21 protein-coding genes are annotated in these 21,311 nt (G+C 58.3%); 10 read left to right on the top strand and 11 right to left on the bottom strand.

From position 1 onward, the window contains the following. Positions 1 to 31: 31 nt before the first annotated feature. Positions 32 to 1,078 carry a phytoene/squalene synthase family protein gene (locus NLK60_RS01690; RefSeq protein WP_254809172.1) on the bottom strand — a complete coding sequence of 349 codons (1,047 nt, stop codon included), beginning with the start codon at positions 1,076 to 1,078 and terminating at the stop codon, positions 32 to 34. A 178-nt stretch (positions 1,079 to 1,256) separates the two neighbouring features. On the opposite strand from NLK60_RS01690, the gene NLK60_RS01685 reads away from it, so the two are divergent. Continuing rightward, positions 1,257 to 2,399 (top strand): acyl-CoA dehydrogenase, encoded by a 1,143-nt coding sequence (locus NLK60_RS01685; protein WP_254809171.1) that lies wholly within the window; start codon positions 1,257 to 1,259, stop codon positions 2,397 to 2,399. A 98-nt stretch (positions 2,400 to 2,497) separates the two neighbouring features. Here the strand turns inward: NLK60_RS01685 and NLK60_RS01680 are convergent, their stop codons facing one another. Both NLK60_RS01680 and NLK60_RS01675 read right to left on the bottom strand, forming a co-directional pair. Then, positions 2,498 to 2,797 (bottom strand): PadR family transcriptional regulator, encoded by a 300-nt coding sequence (locus tag NLK60_RS01680; RefSeq protein WP_254809170.1) that lies wholly within the window; start codon positions 2,795 to 2,797, stop codon positions 2,498 to 2,500. 133 nt (positions 2,798 to 2,930) lie between these two features. Continuing rightward, positions 2,931 to 3,794, bottom strand: a complete 864-nt coding sequence (locus NLK60_RS01675; protein WP_254809169.1) for a DUF3267 domain-containing protein — start codon at positions 3,792 to 3,794, stop codon at positions 2,931 to 2,933. Between the two features lie 128 nt (positions 3,795 to 3,922). Here NLK60_RS01675 and NLK60_RS01670 point away from each other — a divergent pair, with 128 nt between their 5' ends. Beyond that, positions 3,923 to 4,204: a DUF7111 family protein gene (locus NLK60_RS01670; protein WP_254809168.1), complete on the top strand. Its 282-nt coding sequence runs from the start codon at positions 3,923 to 3,925 to the stop codon at positions 4,202 to 4,204. A 51-nt stretch (positions 4,205 to 4,255) separates the two neighbouring features. On the opposite strand, the gene NLK60_RS01665 is transcribed toward NLK60_RS01670, so the two are convergent. From NLK60_RS01665 to NLK60_RS01640, 6 genes are all read right to left on the bottom strand, one after another. After that, positions 4,256 to 4,999, bottom strand: coding sequence for an alpha/beta hydrolase (locus tag NLK60_RS01665; RefSeq protein ID WP_254809167.1), 744 nt, complete (start codon positions 4,997 to 4,999; stop codon positions 4,256 to 4,258). Next, complete coding sequence (locus tag NLK60_RS01660) at positions 4,996 to 5,925, bottom strand: VOC family protein (RefSeq protein WP_254809166.1); 930 nt, start codon at positions 5,923 to 5,925, stop codon at positions 4,996 to 4,998. The genes NLK60_RS01665 and NLK60_RS01660 overlap by 4 nt, the downstream gene beginning before the upstream one ends. A 12-nt stretch (positions 5,926 to 5,937) precedes the next feature. Next, positions 5,938 to 6,870, bottom strand: coding sequence for an alpha/beta fold hydrolase (locus NLK60_RS01655; protein WP_254809165.1), 933 nt, complete (start codon positions 6,868 to 6,870; stop codon positions 5,938 to 5,940). 143 nt (positions 6,871 to 7,013) lie between these two features. Continuing rightward, on the bottom strand, positions 7,014 to 8,087 hold the full coding sequence (gene meaB, locus NLK60_RS01650; protein WP_254809164.1) for a methylmalonyl Co-A mutase-associated GTPase MeaB: 1,074 nt from the start codon (positions 8,085 to 8,087) through the stop codon (positions 7,014 to 7,016). Continuing rightward, positions 8,084 to 8,497, bottom strand: a complete 414-nt coding sequence (locus tag NLK60_RS01645; protein WP_254809163.1) for a cobalamin B12-binding domain-containing protein — start codon at positions 8,495 to 8,497, stop codon at positions 8,084 to 8,086. The genes meaB and NLK60_RS01645 overlap by 4 nt, the downstream gene beginning before the upstream one ends. Positions 8,498 to 8,642: 145 nt before the next feature. Next, on the bottom strand, positions 8,643 to 9,728 hold the full coding sequence (locus tag NLK60_RS01640; protein WP_254809162.1) for a tubulin/FtsZ family protein: 1,086 nt from the start codon (positions 9,726 to 9,728) through the stop codon (positions 8,643 to 8,645). Positions 9,729 to 9,804: 76 nt separating this feature from the next. Here NLK60_RS01640 and NLK60_RS01635 point away from each other — a divergent pair, with 76 nt between their 5' ends. Genes NLK60_RS01635 through NLK60_RS01625 form a run of 3 tightly spaced genes read left to right on the top strand, consistent with a single transcriptional unit; the run spans position 9,805 to position 14,449 of the window. Next, a complete protein-coding gene (locus NLK60_RS01635; protein ID WP_254809161.1) occupies positions 9,805 to 10,263 on the top strand; it encodes a DUF7285 family protein in 459 nt (152 codons plus the stop codon). Beyond that, positions 10,263 to 11,186: a DUF7284 family protein gene (locus NLK60_RS01630; protein ID WP_254809160.1), complete on the top strand. Its 924-nt coding sequence runs from the start codon at positions 10,263 to 10,265 to the stop codon at positions 11,184 to 11,186. The genes NLK60_RS01635 and NLK60_RS01630 overlap by 1 nt, the downstream gene beginning before the upstream one ends. A gap of 2 nt (positions 11,187 to 11,188) precedes the next feature. Further along, the gene (locus NLK60_RS01625) at positions 11,189 to 14,449 is read left to right on the top strand and encodes a DUF7286 family protein (RefSeq protein ID WP_254809159.1); all 3,261 of its coding nucleotides are present in this window, start codon (positions 11,189 to 11,191) and stop codon (positions 14,447 to 14,449) included. An 8-nt stretch (positions 14,450 to 14,457) separates the two neighbouring features. Here NLK60_RS01625 and NLK60_RS01620 read toward each other — a convergent pair whose 3' ends face one another. Further along, complete coding sequence (locus tag NLK60_RS01620) at positions 14,458 to 15,468, bottom strand: PQQ-binding-like beta-propeller repeat protein (protein WP_254809158.1); 1,011 nt, start codon at positions 15,466 to 15,468, stop codon at positions 14,458 to 14,460. 335 nt (positions 15,469 to 15,803) lie between these two features. Here NLK60_RS01620 and NLK60_RS01615 point away from each other — a divergent pair, with 335 nt between their 5' ends. From NLK60_RS01615 to NLK60_RS01600, 4 genes are all read left to right on the top strand, one after another. Continuing rightward, positions 15,804 to 16,241 (top strand): DUF5791 family protein, encoded by a 438-nt coding sequence (locus tag NLK60_RS01615; RefSeq protein WP_254809157.1) that lies wholly within the window; start codon positions 15,804 to 15,806, stop codon positions 16,239 to 16,241. 116 nt (positions 16,242 to 16,357) lie between these two features. Next, positions 16,358 to 17,257, top strand: coding sequence for an SDR family oxidoreductase (locus tag NLK60_RS01610; RefSeq protein ID WP_254809156.1), 900 nt, complete (start codon positions 16,358 to 16,360; stop codon positions 17,255 to 17,257). 74 nt (positions 17,258 to 17,331) lie between these two features. Then, entirely contained in the window at positions 17,332 to 18,612 is a 1,281-nt protein-coding gene (locus tag NLK60_RS01605) for a DHH family phosphoesterase (protein WP_254809155.1), read from the top strand. 69 nt (positions 18,613 to 18,681) lie between these two features. After that, positions 18,682 to 19,770 carry an aldo/keto reductase gene (locus NLK60_RS01600; protein WP_254809154.1) on the top strand — a complete coding sequence of 363 codons (1,089 nt, stop codon included), beginning with the start codon at positions 18,682 to 18,684 and terminating at the stop codon, positions 19,768 to 19,770. Between the two features lie 2 nt (positions 19,771 to 19,772). On the opposite strand, the gene NLK60_RS01595 is transcribed toward NLK60_RS01600, so the two are convergent. Beyond that, on the bottom strand, positions 19,773 to 19,943 hold the full coding sequence (locus tag NLK60_RS01595; protein ID WP_254809153.1) for an HVO_0758 family zinc finger protein: 171 nt from the start codon (positions 19,941 to 19,943) through the stop codon (positions 19,773 to 19,775). A 96-nt stretch (positions 19,944 to 20,039) separates the two neighbouring features. Here NLK60_RS01595 and NLK60_RS01590 point away from each other — a divergent pair, with 96 nt between their 5' ends. After that, entirely contained in the window at positions 20,040 to 21,254 is a 1,215-nt protein-coding gene (locus tag NLK60_RS01590) for an MFS transporter (protein ID WP_254809152.1), read from the top strand. Positions 21,255 to 21,311 lie beyond the last annotated feature (57 nt).

Below are 21,311 nucleotides of genomic sequence, written 5' to 3'. Positions count from 1 at the left end.
GACGCTCGTTCGTCGGTTTGTGGCGGCGTGATTACTTGTGCAACGGTTTTTCGGACATCTCGAGGCGGAGTTCCTCGAGCGCCGATCGTGAGACATCTTGCTCGAAGTGCTGGATGACGGCGAACACTTCCGCTCGTGAGATCTTGACGTTACCTTCTTCGACGACGTCCTCCGGCCGCTCTCGAAGTTCTCGGAGCGTTCCTACGGCGAGCAGATACGGGATCGCCCATGCCGAAAGGGTGTTGCCGTGGCGTTCGGGCACGACCTCGAGATACTGTTGTGCGCCATCGAGGTACCCCTCTGCTCGGCCCGTCACCCGGCGAATAACGTTGGTCACACCCCGCTGGTTCGATTCGTCGGTTACGGCGTCCATCGCCACGTCTTCTTCCTCGAGCCACTCGGCCGGTAGATAGACGTTGTTCTCCTCGTGATAGTCCGTCTCGACGTCTTTGGCGATGTTTACCAGTTGCAACAATAGCGCGAACGCGCGGGCGTTCTCCCGAAGCACTTCGGCTTTGTCCGGCGACGTTCCACGGGCGACCAGTCCCGTGATGAGCGTGCCAACCGTCCCGGCGGCGTACCAGCAATACTCCTCGAGTTCTTCCAGCGTCTGCAATCGCAGTCCACCCTCCTCGGCGTAGCGGTCGGTGAACATGGCCATGCCGTCGACCAGTTCACGCACCGGCTCCCGCATAATCTCGCGCGGTTCGTCTTCGAGCGCTTCGAATGTGCGGACGACACGTGGTGTCTGAGCGACGACTTTCCAGTCGGCGGACCGCTCGGCCGGCAGCCAGGGCTCGACCTGTTCCAGAAAGTCCTCGGCTGTCACGTCCGATTCAGGGTCGAGAACGTCGTCGTACGTTTCGAGCAAGGATGTTTGCTCGTCCGGAGGGATATGACCCGCATCTTCAACTGTATCAGCAACCCGACACAAGAGGTAGCCGAGACAGATGTGTTTGGCCATCGGTTCCTCGAGGCGATCGATGGTAATGGAGAAAGTCCGCGAAACGCCGTGAACGGCCTCGTAACACCACTCGAGGTCGCTTTCGGTAGTAGGGGAGGTGTGACCGGGAGTCATCTAATGAGACCCTTTCGTATTCATTCCGGAAAAACACCCCGGTCCCGGTCGATGTGACCAACCAGTTTTTGATTGCCTACGGACGGATACTGTGTACGAGTGTCTGATTCGGAACAGGTTGAGGGGGACGGAGACCCGCGATAACAATAATAAAGAACCGTCCACCGTATATCCCGGTATGGACTTTAGCCACTCGCCCGAACAGGCCCAGATCCGTGATATGGTCGCTGAATTCGTCGACGAAGAGATCGTCCCCGTCGCGAGCGAGATCGACCACGAAGACGAGTTCCCCCAGGATATCGTCGACGAAATGGCCGAGCTCGGGCTGATGGGGATGCCTTTCCCCGAAGAGTACGGTGGCGCAGGCCTCGATTACCACTCGTATGCGATCGGTATCGAAGAGATCGCTCGAGGCTCCGGCGGACTCGGGACGGTCGTCGCCGCTCACATTTCGCTTGCGGGCAACATGATCTACGAATTCGGGAACGAGGCACAAAAAACGGAGTACCTGACGCCGTTGGCCGAAGGGACCGACATCGGTGCGTTTGCCCTCTCTGAAGCCGGTGCCGGAAGCGACGTGCCGTCGATGACGACCACCGCGGAACGCGACTCCGACGAGTACGTGATCAACGGCAGTAAACTCTGGATTTCGAACGGATCCGTCGCCGATACCGTCACCGTCTTCGCCAAAACCGACGAAGAGGCGGGCAACCGCGGCATCTCTTCGTTCATCGTGCGTCCCGAGGAAGACGACGGGTTCTACGTCGAGGGCACGGAGGAAAAGCTGGGTGACAAAGGCTGTCCGACCGCCGAACTTCGGTTCGACGACCTTCGAATTCCGGCCGACCGACGGCTCGGCGACGAGGGCAATGGGTTCGTTCAGGCACTCAAAACGCTCAACGGCGGCCGCATCACCATCGCCGCCCGTGGCGTCGGTATCGCTCGAGCAGCGTTCGAGGAGGCTCGAGACTACGCCACCGAACGCGAGCAGTTCGGCCAGCCAATCGGCGAATTCCAGTCGATCAAACACAAACTCGCGGACATGGACACCAAAATCCAGGCTGCAAAACTTCTCATGCACAAAGCAGCCGACAACAAAATACGCGGCGAAGATTACATCACCGAAGCCGCGCAGGCCAAACTCTACGCCAGCGAAGTCTCCCGCGAGGTCGCCAACGAGGGCATTCAAATCCACGGCGGCTACGGCTACACCAAAGACTTCCCCGCCGAGCGCTTCTACCGGGACGCCAAACTCAACGAGATTTACGAGGGGACGAGCGAAATCCTGCGAAACACCATCGGCGACCGGCTGATGCAGTAAGATTCACTGCTCTTTGGAGTGGCGATCATTCTCCGACCGATATTGAACGGTTACAGAATACAAGGAGAAAGCCCACGACTTCAGTCGTGTGGAGGATGTCAAGAGTCGTCCATCTCTCCTGCTCCCTCGAGACACGACTGCATCCACTCGCCGTGTCGCCGAACACGATTTTCACCAGCGTCGGTCAGCGCATACACGTCGTGAAGTCCTTCGACGCGTTTCTCGACGAAACCGGCATCGACCAGCGCAGATAACGAGCCGTAAAACGCGCGTGGCTCGAGACGCTCGTCGTAATGGTCCTCGAGCGCGGACTTCAGCTGTTGTCCACGTACTGGCCCTTCGGCGGCGAGTAACACACAGATATCTCGACGTCGTCCGCTTTGTAGCCACTTTCCCATACGCACCTGTTCGGCCGCCAGGGTAACAATTGAACGGATTCGTACGCGAACCGTTCGGTATCAACTCTCTACACAGGGTTAGGAAACCACTCCAGAGAGGGCTTCGATGACCGATGGTGATTCCGCGGAACCCTCACTCGTTGCCCACTCCTTCGAGGAACGCCCACGCGAGTCCACCGAGTAACGAGAGGACCGAAATAGCGACGGAACCGACCTCGAGTACCGCTCCCTGTCCCGATGGATGGCGTTCGTGGCGAAGCAGGAACCACCAGCTATCGCTGTCGCCAAGGTGGACCGTTCCGGAGTCGAAGGCGAGCGAGACGAAGACGAGGGCGATCAGCGAAGTGACGACGACAGTGAACGTACCGACTGCACCGGTTACGATGGCGGTGAGCGTTCGGTCTGGCAGCACCTCTTCCCGCCCGTAAATGCCGAACGCCTCGCCCCCATCGGTTTGCGTTGGGCCAACGCGGACGCTCGAGGGGTAAGCGAAAAGCCGACAGGCTGTCCAGAGGTCACCAGTCGACCCAGCCCCGTTCGCCGCGGCGAGGACCAGCGGCCAGTACGAGCGTGTGACCAGAGCGGTTGCCAAGCCAGCGAGGGAGATGACGACGAACGGCGTCAGGAGGACGACGAGCATCTGGTTACGGGTGTAACTACCGCGAGTTTCGACGTACGCATACGGGAAGACGCCGTAGGCGAGCGTCACTCCGTAGCCCGGTTTTCCGTCGAAGGCGGTCAGGACGAGTCCGTGAAGCAGTTCGTGAGGAATCGCGATGAGCACGATGGCAAGTATGACGAGGGCGACCATCTCGAGCGGACCAGGAATCGTGGCAGGTGAGATGATGATCGGGTCGAATGATGCTCCCAGAAGCCAGGCATACACGCCAGCAAACGCGTAGGTGAACCCCAGGAACGAGGTTGCAGCCAGCACGGACCAGCGTCCGGCAACCGACCGGGTTGAGCGGATACTCGCCAGTTGCTTGTAGGACGTCACAGTCGGTTCCGACTCGCACACAGCTATTCACATCGAATCGCCTCGAGTGGTTAGGAATGTCGATTCCTTTGGGGGAGACGCTGGCCGAAACCGACAGCTACCAGACCCCCCAGCCGTAACCACGGCACATGACCGACGACGAGCGGGTTGTGACGGACGGCGATATCACTGCAACCTATCACGAGACGGAGGCCGAACGAGTGCTCGCGTTCGAGGGGAACGGCAAGACGGCTGCCGTCGCCCAGAACCTCGAGGGGTATGCCATGCTCAAAGTTAGACCGACTATCGAGGGCGACGAACTCGAGCGCTACTACGGGTTCGATATGGCACTCGACCACGTCGGTGAGTTGCTTGGTGTGGCTCCACACGAGGTGCCGGTTCCCGACGCCGCTGCTGATATGGGTATGTGACGACGCGGCCGAGACAAGAAGCTGTGACGACGCACACGGTGGGAAAAACGCTCAGGTTTCGGTTTCTTTCAGACGGTCGATAACGGACTCGAGCCACGCGAACGCTTCCTCACTAACCGCATGTCCCACACCGGGTATGATTTCGAGGTCGACAGCGCCACCCGCCTCACCGAGTGTATCGGCGGTGGCTTCGACGTGTTCGAGTGAAAGGTTTGGGTCGGCATCCCCACATCCAACGTACACCGGCGTGTTCTCGAGTGAACCGACCGCTTCCCGAGAGCGGGTTTTCTCGTGTTCGGCGTCGGCACGCCCCTCCACAGCACCGGGTACCACGCCGGAGAGGACCCCAATTGCGCCGTAGCGTCGAGGGTGTCGAACCGCCCAGGTCGCCGCGACACAGGCTCCCTGGGAGAAACCGACGACGACCGTTCTCTCAGGCGGAACGCCTATTTGTTGCACCCGCTCGAGACAGGTTTCGACCCGTTCGACGCTCGCGGTAAGCCAGGGTTCGTTAGCCTCGAGTGGCGCTGTCGGACTCCGTGGGAACCAGCGTCCGCGGTACGCTTCGGGCGCGAGAACCGTGAGGCCGTGTCGGTACAGGGGCTCGAACAGATTGATGACGCCTTGCGCGGTCGCACCGCGCCCGTGGAGTAACACGAGTGCAATTTCGGCCCCTCGAGCAGGTGCTCCTGCTGTCAGAATCGACTGTGTCTCGTGGCCAATGGGGTCTCGATTGGCGTCTACCTGTGTAGACTGCTCACCGTCGGTCGTCGGTGACTGATCCCCCTCGCTCATCGGCTCGAACCGGGCACCTCTAGCGGCGGGAACTGGCTCTCGATCAACGACCGGTCGTCCTCGAAGTGGTCCGGAAGATAGAGTTCGTGGCCATCGGCTGCCTCCGTGGGTAGTCCGGGGGATTCGGTCGCGAGTTCGAATAGGATACCACCCGGTTCGCGAACGTACAGCGAGTGAAAGACGTGTCTGTCTTTGACGCGGGAGGTTTCGTAGCCCCGCTCTCGAAACAGGTCGTGCCACGCATACAGCGCGTCGACGCCGTCGACACGCACCGCGACGTGGTGAATCGTTCCCGGCCCTTCTCGGCCGAACGGCACGTCGCGGTCGTGAAGGTCGACGATCGTCGCTCGGTCGCCGTCTGCCCGGTACCGAATTCGGTCATCCTCCTGTCCAACTCGGTCGAATCCGAGCGTCTCGAGGACGCTCGCGGTTGCAAACGGGTTCACCGACGTCAGCGTTACGCCGTGAAGCCCACGAATTCCGACATTCGCGGGAACCGGCCCGCCATCCCACGGGTCGACTGACGAGGACCCGGTGACGAGTTCGACCGGCGTCCCATCGGGGTCGGTACATTCGAGAACGCGCTCGTCGAACCGGGTTTTCGGCTCCGAAACCTCGACCGATTGGGCCTCGAGGCGGTCTCGCCAATACGAGAGCGACCCGGGAGGAACGACGAACGCGGTCGCCGTGGGTTGTGGTGTCCCCACGCGGCCAGGGTCAGTTTCACCGTAGGGAAAGCTCGTCAGAACTGTCCCGGGTGTCCCGGACTCGTCGCCGTAATACAGGTGTGGTGTCAGAATATCCTCGAAGTTGACCGTTCGACACACCAGGCGCATGCCCAGAGTGTACGCATAAAAGTCCACGTTTTCCTGGGCGGTGGCCGCGATGGTCGTGACGTGGTGAATACCGGGTGTATTAGAGAGCATTACAGCCGAAGTTCAGGAATCCGCTCGAGGGAGTTCGGCTTCGACGTACTCGAGGAACGTCTCGGGATGCTCGCCGTGTGGCAACTGCGTCGCGTAATCGATGACTACCAGTTCGAGGTTGGCCGCCTCTGCCAGTTCCCGTCCGTCCCGGAGCGGAACGAGTTCGGCGTCACGGCCCCAGACGAGGGTGACGGGTATCTCGAGGCTCGCCAGTTCGGTCGCCAGGTCGAAATCGGGGTCGAGCATGCCGGAGGCGAACGACGCCGGGGCGTACTTCGCGCCAGGCTGGTGTGCACTTCGCCAGGCGTATTCGATCTCTTCCTGATCGATACGACTGGCGTTGTAGTAGCCGTCTCGCTCGTAGAAGTACCGGATCGCCGGCGAACTCGCGAGGAGGTTAAATAGCGCCGTGCCGACGACCGGCGTCCGGAGCAGGGTGCGAACCCAGGGGCGTTGCTCGCCGGTATCGGCTAGGGGACAGATCAGTACCAGTTGCTCGAACTCGGCGTTATCTGACGCTTCGACAGCAAAAGAACCGGAGAGTGAAGAGGCGATAACGATTGGTTCGTCAGTTACATCCCGGCTGAAATCGCGCAGGAACTCGGCGTACAGCCCACTCGAGTACACGAGCGGTGGTCTGTCGGAGCGACCGAACCCTGGAAGGTCGACCGCCACGACCCGATACGACTCGGCCAGTTCCTCCATAACGGACGCGAACTCCTGGCTGCTCGCACCAGCATGGACGCTGTGGACTAACAGCAAGTCCGGCGCGTCAGGCTCGCCAGCGACGGTGTACTGGACGTTCATCCCGCGCCAGCGATAGCTATGTTCGACACCGGGGAGGGGATTCTCCAGCGGCCCTGCTCGAGCGGTCAACAATCGGTTCCCGATAGCTGCGCCAGCGACAGCGCCGACGGTCGCGCCGAGGAGTGTTCGGACCTTCATGTCACCACGTTAGACGGCGAGACTCTTAGCCGTGCGGATTGGCGACACGAATATACGCATTGGAATCACCGCACATCGCAGGCAAAATCCAGACTCGTGAATGAGAGACGAATACGAAAGTTGCGAAGGGAACATCGAACGGTTTACTTCGAAGCGATCTCGAGTCCGTCTAACTCGAGTTCATCGAGACAGGTTTCGACCGAGTCGAGTGCAGTATCGGCGATGGTGTAAGGATCAGTTGCACCAGTTCGGACGGCTTCAGCTAGCGCATCGATACCCCCAGCAGCCGCGAGTTCTCGCTCGAGCAGCGTGTGCACGTCCTCGCGAAGCAGCGTTCTGATTTCTTCCGCGTAACGCATCTGCTGGCGGTCGGCGAGTTTACCGGACGACTCGAGATACGTCCTGTGTGCATCGAATTCGTCGATGGCATCTCCGACACCGGTTCCCTCGGTCGCGACGGTTTCGACGACCGGCGGCGTCCAGGTCCGTGCCCCTTCCCTCGACGACGAGTCGGTCACTTCGGCCATCTCGTCAGGGCCATGATGACCCGTGCTGGCCGGTTGCCCACCTTCGCCGAGTTCGATCATCTCGAGAAGTTCCTGAACCGTTCGATTCGCGCCCGGTCGGTCTGCCTTGTTCACGATGAAAACGTCTGCAATCTCGAGAATGCCTGCTTTCAGCGTCTGAATCGAATCGCCAGAGCCGGGCGGGACGAGTACCGCGACCGTGTCGGCCGTCCGAACGATGTCGATCTCGTTCTGTCCGGCACCGACGGTCTCGATGATAATCGTGTCCTTTCCGAAGGCGTCCATCGCTTTCACTGCATCAGCCGTCGCCGTCGAGAGCCCTCCGAGCGTGCCTCGAGCACTCATCGAACGGACGAAAACGTCCATGTCGCCGATAGTCGAGGCCATCCGAATACGGTCGCCGAGGACCGCACCGCCGGTAAACGGCGAGGACGGGTCGATAGCGATAACACCGACGGTCTGTCCCTGCTCGCGGTACGATTCAGCCAGTTTGTCCACCAGCGTCGATTTCCCGGCGCCGGGACTCCCCGTGATGCCGATGACGTTCGCATCGCCGGTGTGTTCGTACAGCGACGACACCAGCTCCCGATAGCCCGGTGCTCGATTTTCGATCTTCGAGATGACTCGCGCCAGTGCCCGGTGTTTGCCCTCGAGAAGGTCCTCGAGTAACTGCTCGTGTCCCTCGCTCATCTGTCAGGGGCGTTCGAGCGGACGAATTCGATGGTCTCTTCCATGGAGGTCCCCGGCCCGAAGACGGCAGCAACGCCCTCCTCTTTCAGACCCGGTTTGTCCTCTTCCGGAATCACGCCACCCACGAGAACCAGCGTATCGTCTTTCGCACCGTACTCCTCGAGACCGGCCATGATTTTGGGGACGAGGGTGTTGTGTGCGCCGGAGAGAATCGAAATTCCGAGCACGTCGACGTCCTCCTGGACAGCTGCCTGGACGATGTCCTCCGGTGCTTTGTGTAGCCCCGAATAGATGACTTCGAAGCCGGCATCACGGAACGCCCGAGCAATCACGTGAGCGCCACGGTCGTGTCCGTCGAGTCCGACTTTAGCTACGAGACATCTGATCGACCGTCCCTGTTGTTCGCTCATACCTCCCCATTTCCCGGCAGAGTGTTTGACTTTAACGGATGATTGTGGGGGATAGACGGCGGTAATCTGACGACTTTTCGCAACATTTGTCTCCATCCCCAGTTCCGATCCAACGTCGAAAACGGACGTCACTCTGTGAGGACGGTTAAAACAGGTTATCCAGTCTATCGTCTGCAAAGTGGTCTGCAGGATCCGTCTTTTCGGACTCGTCCTCTGCCTTTTGAGCCGCTCGTGCCCGCTCGAGGAACGACTCGATGCGGTCCGAGCGTTCGACGCCGCCGAGCAACACCAGCGCGGCAATCTGGTCGCTCTCGAGCGGGAAGTCGCCACCACGGACCTGCATGCTCTGGGTTTCGTCCTCGAGCCAGCGGCGCGCTTTTTCCACGCCTTTTCTCGGAATGGACTCCGGACGGCCGGCGATGACGAGTAAGGCACCCTCACCAACGCGGGCCTCCGGAAGGCTCGTTCCCGTGAGCAACGCCTGTCTGGTGACGCTCATGACGCTTCGAATGTTTTGCGTGCTGTCCTCGCTCGCTGCGGCCTTGGCATAGCCGAGTGCGGCGATGCCGCCGTTTCGGAGTGTGTTGATCACTTCGCTCGAGTCGACGACGCTCTCGCCGACGCCCTCGACGGCCTCTCCCGAGGCAAAGAGCAGGCCGAATCGCTGTGCAATTTGCTGGTTGATGGAGGCGAAGCCGGCTTCGACGCTCTCGCCCTGTTGGTGCCAGGCGTCGTTGTCGACGAGGATCGTCGAATCAGCTTCTCTGACGATTGTTTTTAACGATCGGCCCGCATTGGCCTGGTACAGCGAGCCTTCGTTCCGACCAGGGAGGACACCGAGCGCGTACACGGGAACGTCGTACACCTGCTTCAGGTTGTGGACTAATACCGGAGCACCGCCGCTCCCGGTTCCACCTCCCAGTCCGGCAACGACGACGATTGCTTCTGCCCGGGAAGTGACGTGCCCATCGAGAGCACCCAGTACTTCCTGAATATCCGATTGCATTATCTCTGCGCCCAGTTCGTTGTCGCCGCCGACACCGTGTCCGTTCACCCGGTCGGCACCGATGAGCTGGGTTTCCGCCCACTCGAGCGACTGGAGGTCGGGGGTCGCGGAGTTGATCGCCAGCGCTCCCTGCACGGCGTTGAAACCCATCTCCGCGTCGAATTCGGTGAGCCGTTCGACCACTTTCCCGCCGGCCTGGCCCACCCCAATCAGGGCTACTTTCATATCACTCGAATACCGCGGCACCTAATTGAACGTTCCGGATGATGGTTTATATAGGAAGCCGCGGCCAGCGGCGACCATGACTGGACACGCCCGTGGACAGACCGAGCCGCTAGCTGCACTCGGTGCAGTAGCAGTCGTTTGCCTCGCGGTGGGCCTCTACGCGGGGAGCCTAACCGGCGTTTCGACGAATTCTGATCGAACACTCGCCGAACCGGCGCTCGACACGGTCTGGCAAACCGTTGCCAGTGACGGCACGTACAACCCACACGACGACTCGGACCCGCTCGAGACGATCAGGCCCGAACAACTACCGGACGGAAAGACCGTCGCGATTACGGTAACGACCGGCGACGAACGAGCAGTGACTGTCGGCTCAGCCGTATACGTCCGCGGCCAGTACGTCGGCCCGACAGTTGCCGGCAATCCGGACCTCGAGCGACCCTCGACGGTCGACAGCCACAGCCGGCCAGTCCCAGTCGTCGACTGGGAACGGTCCGTTTCGACCGGCGTCCTCACGGTGGAGGTCTGGGACTAATGATCGATACGCGTGCCATTAGTACCGTCCTCGACGTCGCCTTCTGTCTCCTCTTCGTGACTGCTGCCGTAGGCGTCGTTGGGATGTATGTCGCTTCTGATGGGAAGACACACGATACGCGTACGGCCGATCACGCCGTCGAGATTATCGGTTCGACGACCGTCAGTGTCGAATACTCCCTCGAGGACGGAGTCGATGCTGCAGCAGGACACGTTTTCGACGACCCGAGTGAGTATGACGGACTCGAGCGGACGATTCACGGTCCTGTTGCCGGCGTGCTGGCCGACGGAGCCGTCACCAATCTCTCGGTCAACGAGCATCGAATCACGCACGAGACAGTTGGATACGACGACGCCATCGAAGGCCCGCTCGCAAACGAACTGCATGCGGTACCGGGCCAAACCGCCGTCGCGGCGGTATGGATGCCGTATCCCGATGCCCCGCTCGAGGGAACACTGTCGGTCGGTGAAACACCGCCTACCGACGCCGACGTGAGCACCGTCAGGCTGACCGTCCCGAGTTCGTTCGCTTCGACCCCCGTACCAGACCGTGTCAATCTCAGTGCGGCCCCATCACAGCGGGCCGGCTTCGAATGGGTCGCCTCGAACACCTCGGACGCCATCGTCGAAGGCTACTTCCCAGCGGAAGAGACTGCCCTTGCCATCGAACGGGGTGGGGTTGACGCCGACCGAACCGTGTATCGGTACGAGCGTTTTGCCAACGCCCTCGACGGGATCGAACCCCGACATCTCGAGGATCATCTCGAACAATCGACGACGAACACGACCGAAGCCAACGCACTGCTTGCCGATGCCCTCACCGAGCAACTCGTCATCGATCTTGAAGCACAGTACGACACGCCCGAAGCGGCACTGGAGGAAATTTCCATCGGCGATGTAACGCTCGTCGTCCAGGTCTGGTGACAATGACGCAACCACACACCATCTCCCTGGCAAGCGACGACCGGGCCCGGATTCCGTTTGCACTGATTGGTATATTGTTGCTCGTAAGCAGCATCACCCTCGTGGGGGCCCTCGAGGCAAGGCCGACACCACAACCCGATGTCGATCCATCTATCGCGATGGATCGCACGAACGCCGCAATCCAGACCGCCCTTCGCGACGCAACGCGGCGAGCAACTGACGACGCTGCCCGCAACCCGGTGTATAAACCCGCAAACAACTCCTACGGAGCACTCCTCAACGCGAGTACCCACGACCAACAGTTCGAGAACTATCTCCGGTTGCTCATCTATCTCGAGGTGCAAGACGCTCTCGAGAACGTAGGTCAGGACATTCGCGGGACCCAAACTGTCGTCTCCGTTCCCCAGGCGACGAACGCATCGACCCTCGAGGACGGCATGAATCAAACGACCCTCGTCCGGCCGAGTTCGGGATTACTCGAGGTCACCATCGAAAACGTGACCACGACGGTGTACCGAGACGAGTCGGAAATCGCGTCCCAGACGAACGCTTATTCCGTGACGATACCGACACCGATCTTCGAACTACAGTCGCGGACGGACGAGTACGAAGCGGCCCTCAATACCAACGTCCTCGATGGCAGCGGTTTCGGTCGACAGTTCAGTGGACGATTGTATCCGATCGCCTGGGTACGCGGCTACGCCCAGTACGGCGGGATGCCGGTGTCTGAAGTCATTAGTAATCGACACGTCGAGGTTACCGCAAACAGTGCCTCGTTTGCGACACAGGAAGCCGTGTTCGGATCGAAGGACCCAGATGGCAGCGATGCAATGCGCCAGGCCTGGCTCTGTTTGGCGGCGACCGACGCCGACGAACTGTACGGCGGCTACAACGACGGGGACTCACCCAGAATCGATAGCGACGACGTCTGTGACAATCTCCAGTACGTCTACGGTGATCAGGTCGGCGGCGACCCACCCGATGCCCCGTCACTGCAAGACATCGCCGGTCACGCACCGGGGATGGACGAAGACTTGACCGTTGCCGTGAGCGAGAGTGCGTACGTTCCGATGCGACACCTCTTCGACGACCAGCATACCCACGGACTCCCCAACGCGTTCGAGCGGGTGTATACGGTCGACGTCGCCTCGAGCGTCGACGTTACCGAAGCGACGACCAGGAACCGACCCACACCACCGGATGAGGGCGACTACTGGGAACGCTACTGGATATCCGAGCCGGAATATCTCGAGACGACGGTCGAATACGCCAACGTCACAGCCCACGGCGAGGAATCGGCGTACTACACCTACGACGCAACGGTCGTCAACGAGTTCGAACGGAAAGCCAGCTGGAACGACACGCGAACGGATTCCCGTGAGCGAATCGTAACGAACGCGTCTACCTGGCACGAGTTCGATGTCCACATCCGGCTGTACGAGGACAGCCACAGCCCGCACTCGCTGGTGCGGAACACCGAGCAGTATGGCATCAAGACCAAGTACAACAGTACCGATATCGGCGTGTACTCGAGCGACTTTAGCGACGTTCCCGACAAAGCCGCAGCCGAATTCGTGGGTGGTCGGACGACCCAGTACTTTGGCGACATGCTGGGTGAAACTGCCTGGGGGATAACGAGTGCAGCCGAGTTCGAGGCGGCCCTCGATATCCCGGACACCGAACGCATCGATGCCGACTACGAGTATGGAAAACTCGAGGCAGACGTGGTCGAGGATCTGGTGGACCTACAGCCAGAACTGGCGGCTATCGAAGTGACGTTCGAGCGCCACGAAATGATCAAAGGGCCGGACGAAAGCGGACCGGTCGAAGAGCTACTGGAAATCGTCGAAGCCGAACGTGACGCAATGCTCGAGCGTTCGAGTCCGTACGAAGATCCCGCGGAGAAAGCACACTACGAGGCGCGACTGGGGTATTACGAGCTGTTGATCGAGGACCTCGAGCGAGTAGCCGACGCCCACAACGAGGTCATGACTGGGCTGGATGACGAGCTCGCGGACGCCAATTCTGCCCTCAGCGACGCGACACAGTATATGCAGGAGGCGATGAGTGCGTCGGATCCACAGCCGGGACAGATGGACGATGTGCCGCTGTTGGACGACCTCGAGTACGAAATTTCGGGTTCGCCTTCGTATCTCGTCACGGAGAACGTGACGGCGACAGATGTGCCTGCCGTCGACGGTACCGAGACGTTCGTCCCGATGTCGACCAAGAACTCGAACTTTTTCTCGATACCGTACGATACGGTGATGACGGGAATTCTCTCGAGGATTCCGAAGTTGAATATGGGTGATGAAGAAGAACGGATACCGATGCATACGGCCGGTGAGACGTTGCGAGCGGCGATGTTGGCTGAAGAGTTGGGGGCCGACGTTGGAAATGAAATAGATGATCTAGAGAGTTCAATAAATACATCAATGTATATCCTTAGCATAGATATAAAGGAGGATGTTCAACGTGAATTAAATATAAACCATCATACAGGGTTGCAGGAGAATATTTTTGATGAATTAAAAAAGGGAGATTCAGTAGATCAGCGGGCAATCGCTCTGGGAAATGGTGAAGCCACTGAACCAATTACTGATTTGATTGTATCAACACTGGCTGATGAAAATCCCCGTAATTACGATAACCGACAGACTGCGTGGGATGCTAAAGTTAGAGCGATAGCAAGGCCAGCAGTGAATAATCAAATAAGTGATAGGACTGTATCAGTTGAAAATTCTATTGAAGATTTGGATATGGATATTCGGTCAGAAATAGGTAACGTCACTGACGATGTGCTTCGAGAGCGACTGGAACAAGCAGAAATGATTGACGACGATGGTGATCTCATTATTACCGACGAGATGGATTGGCTCGAGGGTGACTCACCAAATCAAATTCCTGCAGGTATTCCACTTCTTCCAATGCCGGGCTACTGGATTGCTACAGGAAATGTGTGGGACGTACGGATTAACTCACAATACACTCGATTCGAAGTAACTGCAAATGTAGAGAGCCCCACTTCTACCACAGGTACAACATTCGTTCGGGAGGAAAAGAACATCACCATAGAGTTGGATGGTGATGTCCATACTTTGGGTTCTAATGAGCCGATTGCTTTCAATAGTCGAACTGTTGTGGTTATAGTAGTTCCCCCCGGTGGAAGGGGAGTGGGTGATAGAACTGGAGAAAGGGTTCGATGTTCAGAGGGATGGCCAGAATCAGGATATGTTAGCCAAAATGGAAGTCACACATGTTAGAGGGTGATTCACTCTAATGCATATACATTCCCGTTTTTGGCTCCAAATATGAGTGTCTCATTAACAATTGTGGGTGGTGAGTCAACAGCGTTGTCCGTTTCATAAAACCACATCTCCTCACTTGAATCTCGATCATACGCCCCCATTCCTTCCGTTGTTCCTGTGAACACATGTTTGTCTGTCAGCGAAGGGTTACTTCGCCTCCCTGCTCTGTCTATCGTCCACTCAATTTCACCTGCTAAATTACCCTTGGTAATATTTGTCTTTGTACAGACAAAGAACGACTGGCTGGATACGGAAACCGATGAATACACAGGAGTCTCGACCTCACATTCCCAGCGTATCTCACCGTTCGCCTTACTCACGGCATGGACTGCCTTCGGTTTCTGACTCCCCGTAAGCACCAATTCATCAGTTATTGCCAACCCCTTCATTACTCGACCAGTGTCTGCAGTCCACTTTTTCTCTCCAGAAACCACATCAACAGCGGTAATCGTGTATGGTCTGCCGATGGTGTAAAGAAGTTTTTCAGAAAAAGCGGTTGTTTCCGCACCAGTTGGGGCGAGAGATATTTCGTTTGAAACTTTTCCGGAATCTAAGGTTATTGTTGTCAGGTAGCCGTCTTCAGTATGTGTATAAATCTTATTTTCGATTATAGTTGGACTCCCGACTGCATGGAACGCGATTCTCTTGGTATCCCAGACCTTTTCACCGGTATGGCGATTTAATGCATACAGGGAACTGGCTCCATCATTTACAACAACGAGATCATCAACAATTGTTGCAGTCCCTGCAAAGAACCCATACGTCAAATCTGTAGACCAGACTTCCTCACCCGTTTCTATATCTATCGCGTAGAAATGGCCATCAAAAGAGCCAATATACGCCACACCATCTGAAACTGCTGCACCGGCTACTACCCGATCGCCAGTCTCAAAAACCCACTTCTCACTCACTGGACCAGTGGGACCAGTCGCGGTTGGATGATAGCCCGTATTCTCGAGGTCGACGCCTGCCATTGGCCATTCCGAACTCGAGAGTTGGCTTCCGGTATCAAACACGTTCTCTGAACCACCTCCTGACCCGTCATCGTCGTTGAACGGCGACTCGGATTCGCCTGTCCTCGAATTGTTCGTACTCGAGTCATCGCTACTGCTGCAGCCGGCAACACAGCCAATTCCAGCACCGGCGAACGTTGCAAGCCACTGTCGTCGTGTCCGTTCGACCATTAAACGCTCAGTCGAGTTATTATGATAAGTAACTATTGAATTAAATTAAGATGGTTTGAATGGTCGTCAGCCCCACTCGAGGCACAATAGCAATCACTTTGAGTTGGGCGAATCGAAAGTTCGGTATGTTCTACGCCCAGCGGATGGATGTCCCTGAAACACCAGCCGCGCTTCGAGAGGAATACGATACCCAACTCGAGGACATACTCGAGACGGCAACGTTCGACGCCCAGGACACGGTTTCAGTCGCCGAGACGACAGTGGTGATTGGTGACGTCGTCTCCCGTTTCGAGGAGAAGTCATCAGACCTCTCACTCGAGGATGCAGCAGTAATCCAGTCTCTCGAGGACGGTGAACCCGACCCGGATACGATAGTCGAAATTGCTTGCGAACACCTGCTGTTGGGAATGACGACTGCCGTGCTCGACGTCGATACGTTGGCTAGCGAACTCGAGACCGATCTCGATGCGAAGGAAGTCCAACAGAAAATCGAACGCAGAGCACCGATGACGTTCGATGAGTACGTGCACGTTCAACACGCGATCGTCAGTCGATCCAGATAGCGAATCTCTCTACCGCCCGCGGATTGGTTCCCTGCTTCCCTGAAAGCTCACCGCAGAACACAGACCCTCCTCGCCCAGAGCAGAGCCATTATACTCGTTGGCTCCCGACTTCGAATATGGACGTTGCTATTCTCGGTTGTGGCTACGTCGGTCTCGAGCTAGGCCGGCAGTTGACTGAGCGAGGTCATACCACATACGGCGTTCGACGATCAGATGACGGTATCGCGGCAATCGAAAAGACAGGGTTCGAGGCGGTACAAGCGGATATCACCGATTGCGATGCCCTCGAGCGTGTGCCAGACGTGGATGTCGTCGTCTTTGCGGCCAGCAGTGGTGGCCGTGGTGCCGATGCAGCACGCGAGATTTACGTCGACGGGCTCGAGACCGCTATCCACGCGTTCGGAACCCGTGAAGAGACGCCCGACCGACTGGTCTACACGTCGTCGACTGGCGTCCATGGGGATCACGACGGCCAGTGGGTCGACGAAACGACACCGATCGAGCCAACGACCGAAAAGACCGCCGTCCTCGCCGAAGCCGAGCGACTCGCACTCGAAAAACCGGCAGAATACGGTTTCGACGGAACGGTTGCGCGGTATGCTGGGCTGTACGGTCCCGATCGTTATCGACTCGAGCGCTATCTCGAGGGCCCGGTGACCGAAGGCTACCTCAACATGGTTCATCGAGACGACGCTGCAGGGGCCGTTCGGTACGTGCTCGAAGAGAATGCGGCTCGAAACGCAGTGGTACAGGTTGTTGACGACGAGCCCGTTTCGAAGTGGGCGTTTGCCGATTGGCTGGCGGCCGAATGCGGGGTCGAGACCCCGCCGAAACGAACGAAATCGGAGCGTCTCGAGGCGGGAGACCTCTCTGAAGCGGCACGGCGACGAATTCTGACGAGTAAACGGTGTTCGAACGAGCGGTTACGTGAACTGGGCTATCGGTTCGAGTATCCGACGTTCAGAGAGGGATATCGAGAAGCCATAGATGACTTTCGGTCGAATCAGGGGCTCTAGTTCCTGAAATCATCATTTGCAAAGGCAGTGAAGGTGAGGGCAACCTTCTTGGTTATTCACTTTGAGTGTGGCGTATGGGAACCCGGGGAGGTTTAGTGATCGATTCCCTGACCGGGACTGAACGTGCGCTATCGAGGGACGTACGTCTGTCGACACCCCTCGAGTTGCACGTACAGACCGAAGCCACACGGTTATCTATCGTCGATTCTGCACTCGTTCCGACAATCACTGACACGATACAGGGAATGGACCCGCTGGTCCTCTCGCTCGCAGTTATTGGTCTGGTCGGACTGATTCTCGGAAGCTGGTGGGTGATTCGATGGTTTACCAGGGCACCGGGGAATCGACTCCAACGGATACTGGGGAACCAGGACGAAGTGACGATACTGATGCACCCGAATCCAGATCCCGATGCGATGGCAACGGCAATGGGGGTCGGGGCAATTGCTGAATCCGTCGGCACGGACGTAACTCTCCAATTCCCCGGGGAGATTCGCCACCAGGAAAATCGGGCCTTCAGGACGGTACTCGAACTCGAACTCGATCGCGTCGAATCCGCGTCCGATCTCGAGTCGGATGCCGTCGTCCTCGTCGATCACAATACGCCTCGAGGCTTCACCGGGTCACAGATGGTCGAACCGATTGCGGTTATCGACCACCACCCGGGCAACGGAGCCGGAACGGTGTTTACTGACGTCCGAACCGATTACGGGGCCGCCTCGACGATCATCGTCGAGTACCTCGAGGACATGGGTGCAAGCCGAGAAGACGAAGAGACGGACGGAAACGGGCTCCTGCTCACAGCCGAAATTGCGACGGGGCTGTTGTATGGCATTTTATCCGACACGAATCATCTGACGAAGGGGTGTTCGGCGGCTGATTTCGAGGCAGCTTCGTATCTATTCCCTTCGATAGACGAGGACCAACTGGACCGCATCGCGAATCCACAGGTGAGCGATGACGTCCTCCAGATCAAAGCCGAAGCGATTCAGAAAAAGCGCATCCAGGGAGCCTTCGGAATCTGTGACGTCGGCGACATTGGCAACGTTGATGCGATTCCACAGGCCGCAGACGAGTTGATGCACCTCGAAGGGGTGACGGCGGTCGTCGTCTACGGCGAACACGACGGAACGATTCACCTCTCGGGACGTTCGCGGGACGACAGGGTACACATGGGTGAAGCCCTTCGCCACGCCGTAAGCGATATTCCGATGGCGAACGCTGGTGGCCACGCACGAATGGGTGGTGGACAGGTCTCAGTCGACCACATGAACGGGATCGGTCCGTCCGATGGTGTCAGTAAAACGGAGTTCGAAGAGCGGTTGTTCGCGGCGATGGCCGGTGAACGGTCCTGACACGCTGGGAACGTCACGTCCGAAAAACTCGAGAGCTGTACTTATACGCTGCAGGGCCAAAACCCAGCCATGGTCACTGAATCGGCGACCTGGGACTATCGCGATCGATTCTACGAGGACTTCGGTCGGACGTACTTCCGACGGTACGGCGATGGACTGGTTTCGAGCATCGGTCTTGGAACGTATCTCGGTGCGCCCACTGACGAGGTCGACGAGCGATATGTACACGCTATCGAGCACGCACTCGAGTTGGGATGCAACGTCATCGACACGGCTATCAACTATCGACACCAGCGCAGCGAGCGCGCTGTGGGTCGCGCTGTCGAGCAGACCGATGTCGACCGTGACGCCATTTTCGTGTCGACGAAAGGCGGATTCGTTCCCTTCGACCGTGATCGTCCGAACAATCCTGGAGCGTACGTCAAAGAAACGTACGTCGATACGGGTGCCATCGAGCGTGATGACCTGGTTGCCGGCAGTCACTGTATTGCCCCCAACTACATCGAGGGGCAACTCGATCGATCACTCGAAAATCTCGGCCTCGACAGTATCGACTGCTACTACGTTCACAATCCCGAAACCCAACTCCGAGAGCGCTCACCAGAAGCGGTGTACGACCAACTCGAGGATACCTTCACCAGACTCGAGAAACGGGCAGCTGTGGGCGACATCGACCACTATGGGCTGGCGACGTGGGACGCCTTTCGCGTTCCGGCAGACCATCCATCGCACCTGTCTATTGCGCAAATCGTCGACCGTGCACGTGCGGCCGCAAGAGAAGCAGGAACCGGCGGCACACACTTCAGGGCAATTCAACTGCCGTTCAACGTCGCGATGGCCGATGCCTTCACCGTCGAATCCCAGGCCGGGGCTGACGGAACCCAGAGCGTCCTCTGGTTTGCCGCCAATGCGGGGTTAGACGTCTTCACCAGCGCGAGTATCGCCCAGGGAGAACTGCTCGAGGAGTTACCGGAGGGAGTTGCCGCCGTCCTCGAGGGGGAGACCACTGTCCAGCGCGCGATTAACTTCGCGCGCTCGGCCCCCGGAGTTACGTCGTCACTGGTCGGTATGAGTCGGCCGGCACACGTCGAAGAAAACGTTGGCGCGGGGCGTTACGACCCACTCGGAGCCCAGACTTTCGATGACGTGTTCGAATAGCGTTACCGGATCTCTTCCCACTCCGCATCGCAATCCGGACAGCGCCGAATCGTGCTGATGGTGTCCGGGTCGTTTTCGGTCTTCAGTGGCTTCTCACACTCGGCACAGACTACTCGTTCGTAGGTGTCTTTAGTGAGTTCGCCCTCTCGAAGTGCCTTCCGGACTGATTTCATATTCGCCCAGTACGTACCTGGGGGAGAAAAAGACCGGTGTCTCGAGCACCTTTTCGTTTCGAAAGTCTTGATGTGCCCCATCGCTTCGGTAGAGCCATGTCACCTGCCAGTCTCCGACGGCCATCAGGTCGGACACAAGTCTTCGGATCGTTACTGGCGATGGTGTTTCTGGTGAATCTGGGGCGCGTGATCTATGCGCCCTTGCTCGAACCGTTCCGCACGACTTTTGGGGCAAGTGAGGCCGCCGTGGGACTACTTGCGACGCTTGCCTGGATCGGGAGCGCCTCCTTGCGCCTTCCCACCGGGTATCTCTTAACGAAAATTCCCCGCCATCGGATCGTTCTCGTGACGGGGCTTATCCTCACTGCTTCGGCCATCTTCGCGGCAACGGCACAGACGCTCGAGATCCTGTATCTGGGTGCACTGGCGATGGGGATGGCCAGTGGCATGTACTTCGTCGCAGCCAATCCGCTCGTTAGTGAACTGTTTCCGACCCGTGTCGGGCGAATGATCGGTATTCACGGGACCTCGAGTCAACTTGCATCGGTTGCTGCTCCACTGCTGGTAGCGGGCTATTTCCTCATCGTCTGGCCAATCGCCGCCTGGCGGGTGGTTTTCTTGACGATCGCAGCAGTTGCACTGTGTTCGACGTTTGCGCTGTACGTGACGGCCCGTCGGACCGAACTGCCCGACGCAGGGATGGCTGACAGACGGCTGCGTACGGCTTTGCGCACCCAGTGGCAGATAGTCATCACCGCGGTCGCGGTCATGAGCTTCGTCGGCCTGGTCTGGAACGGCGTATTCAACTTTTACGTCTCGTTTCTGGTCGAAACGCGCGGATTCTCGCAGGGTCGCGCGCAGGTGTTTTTGACGCTCCTTTTCGCAACTGGCGTGCCGGCGTTCTTTTTTACCGGCCGCATCGCTGACCGCGTTCGGTTTCTTCCCCTACTCTTCGCGATCATGGGGGCGTTTTCGCTGGCGCTCCTCGGGTTGACAGTCGTAGACAGCCTCGTGGGAATCATCGCGATGACTGCCATCACAGGGTACGTCATCCACAGCATGTTCCCCGCAATCGACACCTATCTCCTCGCCTCGTTACCAGATGACAGTCGGGGAAGTTCCTACGCCCTCTACAGTAGCGCGACGATGCCGATTCAGGCCTTTGGGAGCGTGATCCTTGGGACCTTGCTGGGAACCGGCCTTGGATATCACAGCGTGTTCCGCGGGTTCGCAGTCGGTGTCGCTCTCGTGTTGTTCGTCCTGATCGCCTGCTACAGCGCTGGCTGGCTTCCGCAGGGAGATAATTCTTGATTGGCGAAATGGAGGACGGACGAACCGAACGGTAGCTCACTACTCGAGTGAGTTCCG

This window comes from Natronosalvus amylolyticus, assembly GCF_024298845.1.
Classification (GTDB): domain Archaea; phylum Halobacteriota; class Halobacteria; order Halobacteriales; family Natrialbaceae; genus Natronosalvus; species Natronosalvus amylolyticus.
This window is presented reverse-complemented; position numbering and strand designations above follow the sequence as displayed.

Excerpts from the sequence above, each read along its gene's own strand:
- NLK60_RS01645 (WP_254809163.1), bottom strand. The coding sequence starts at position 8,497 with ATGAGCGAACAACAGGGACGGTCGATCAGATGTCTCGTAGCTAAAGTC.
- NLK60_RS01640 (WP_254809162.1), bottom strand. The coding sequence starts at position 9,728 with ATGAAAGTAGCCCTGATTGGGGTGGGCCAGGCCGGCGGGAAAGTGGTC.
- NLK60_RS01605 (WP_254809155.1), top strand. The coding sequence starts at position 17,332 with ATGGGAACCCGGGGAGGTTTAGTGATCGATTCCCTGACCGGGACTGAA.
- meaB (WP_254809164.1), bottom strand. The coding sequence starts at position 8,087 with ATGAGCGAGGGACACGAGCAGTTACTCGAGGACCTTCTCGAGGGCAAA.
- NLK60_RS01635 (WP_254809161.1), top strand. The coding sequence starts at position 9,805 with ATGACTGGACACGCCCGTGGACAGACCGAGCCGCTAGCTGCACTCGGT.
- NLK60_RS01670 (WP_254809168.1), top strand. The coding sequence starts at position 3,923 with ATGACCGACGACGAGCGGGTTGTGACGGACGGCGATATCACTGCAACC.
- NLK60_RS01610 (WP_254809156.1), top strand. The coding sequence starts at position 16,358 with ATGGACGTTGCTATTCTCGGTTGTGGCTACGTCGGTCTCGAGCTAGGC.
- NLK60_RS01615 (WP_254809157.1), top strand. The coding sequence starts at position 15,804 with ATGTTCTACGCCCAGCGGATGGATGTCCCTGAAACACCAGCCGCGCTT.
- NLK60_RS01690 (WP_254809172.1), bottom strand. The coding sequence starts at position 1,078 with ATGACTCCCGGTCACACCTCCCCTACTACCGAAAGCGACCTCGAGTGG.
- NLK60_RS01625 (WP_254809159.1), top strand. The coding sequence starts at position 11,189 with ATGACGCAACCACACACCATCTCCCTGGCAAGCGACGACCGGGCCCGG.
- NLK60_RS01590 (WP_254809152.1), top strand. The coding sequence starts at position 20,040 with ATGTCACCTGCCAGTCTCCGACGGCCATCAGGTCGGACACAAGTCTTC.
- NLK60_RS01600 (WP_254809154.1), top strand. The coding sequence starts at position 18,682 with ATGGTCACTGAATCGGCGACCTGGGACTATCGCGATCGATTCTACGAG.
- NLK60_RS01660 (WP_254809166.1), bottom strand. The coding sequence starts at position 5,925 with ATGCTCTCTAATACACCCGGTATTCACCACGTCACGACCATCGCGGCC.
- NLK60_RS01655 (WP_254809165.1), bottom strand. The coding sequence starts at position 6,870 with ATGAAGGTCCGAACACTCCTCGGCGCGACCGTCGGCGCTGTCGCTGGC.
- NLK60_RS01595 (WP_254809153.1), bottom strand. The coding sequence starts at position 19,943 with ATGAAATCAGTCCGGAAGGCACTTCGAGAGGGCGAACTCACTAAAGAC.
- NLK60_RS01630 (WP_254809160.1), top strand. The coding sequence starts at position 10,263 with ATGATCGATACGCGTGCCATTAGTACCGTCCTCGACGTCGCCTTCTGT.
- NLK60_RS01620 (WP_254809158.1), bottom strand. The coding sequence starts at position 15,468 with ATGGCAGGCGTCGACCTCGAGAATACGGGCTATCATCCAACCGCGACT.
- NLK60_RS01685 (WP_254809171.1), top strand. The coding sequence starts at position 1,257 with ATGGACTTTAGCCACTCGCCCGAACAGGCCCAGATCCGTGATATGGTC.
- NLK60_RS01680 (WP_254809170.1), bottom strand. The coding sequence starts at position 2,797 with ATGGGAAAGTGGCTACAAAGCGGACGACGTCGAGATATCTGTGTGTTA.
- NLK60_RS01665 (WP_254809167.1), bottom strand. The coding sequence starts at position 4,999 with ATGAGCGAGGGGGATCAGTCACCGACGACCGACGGTGAGCAGTCTACA.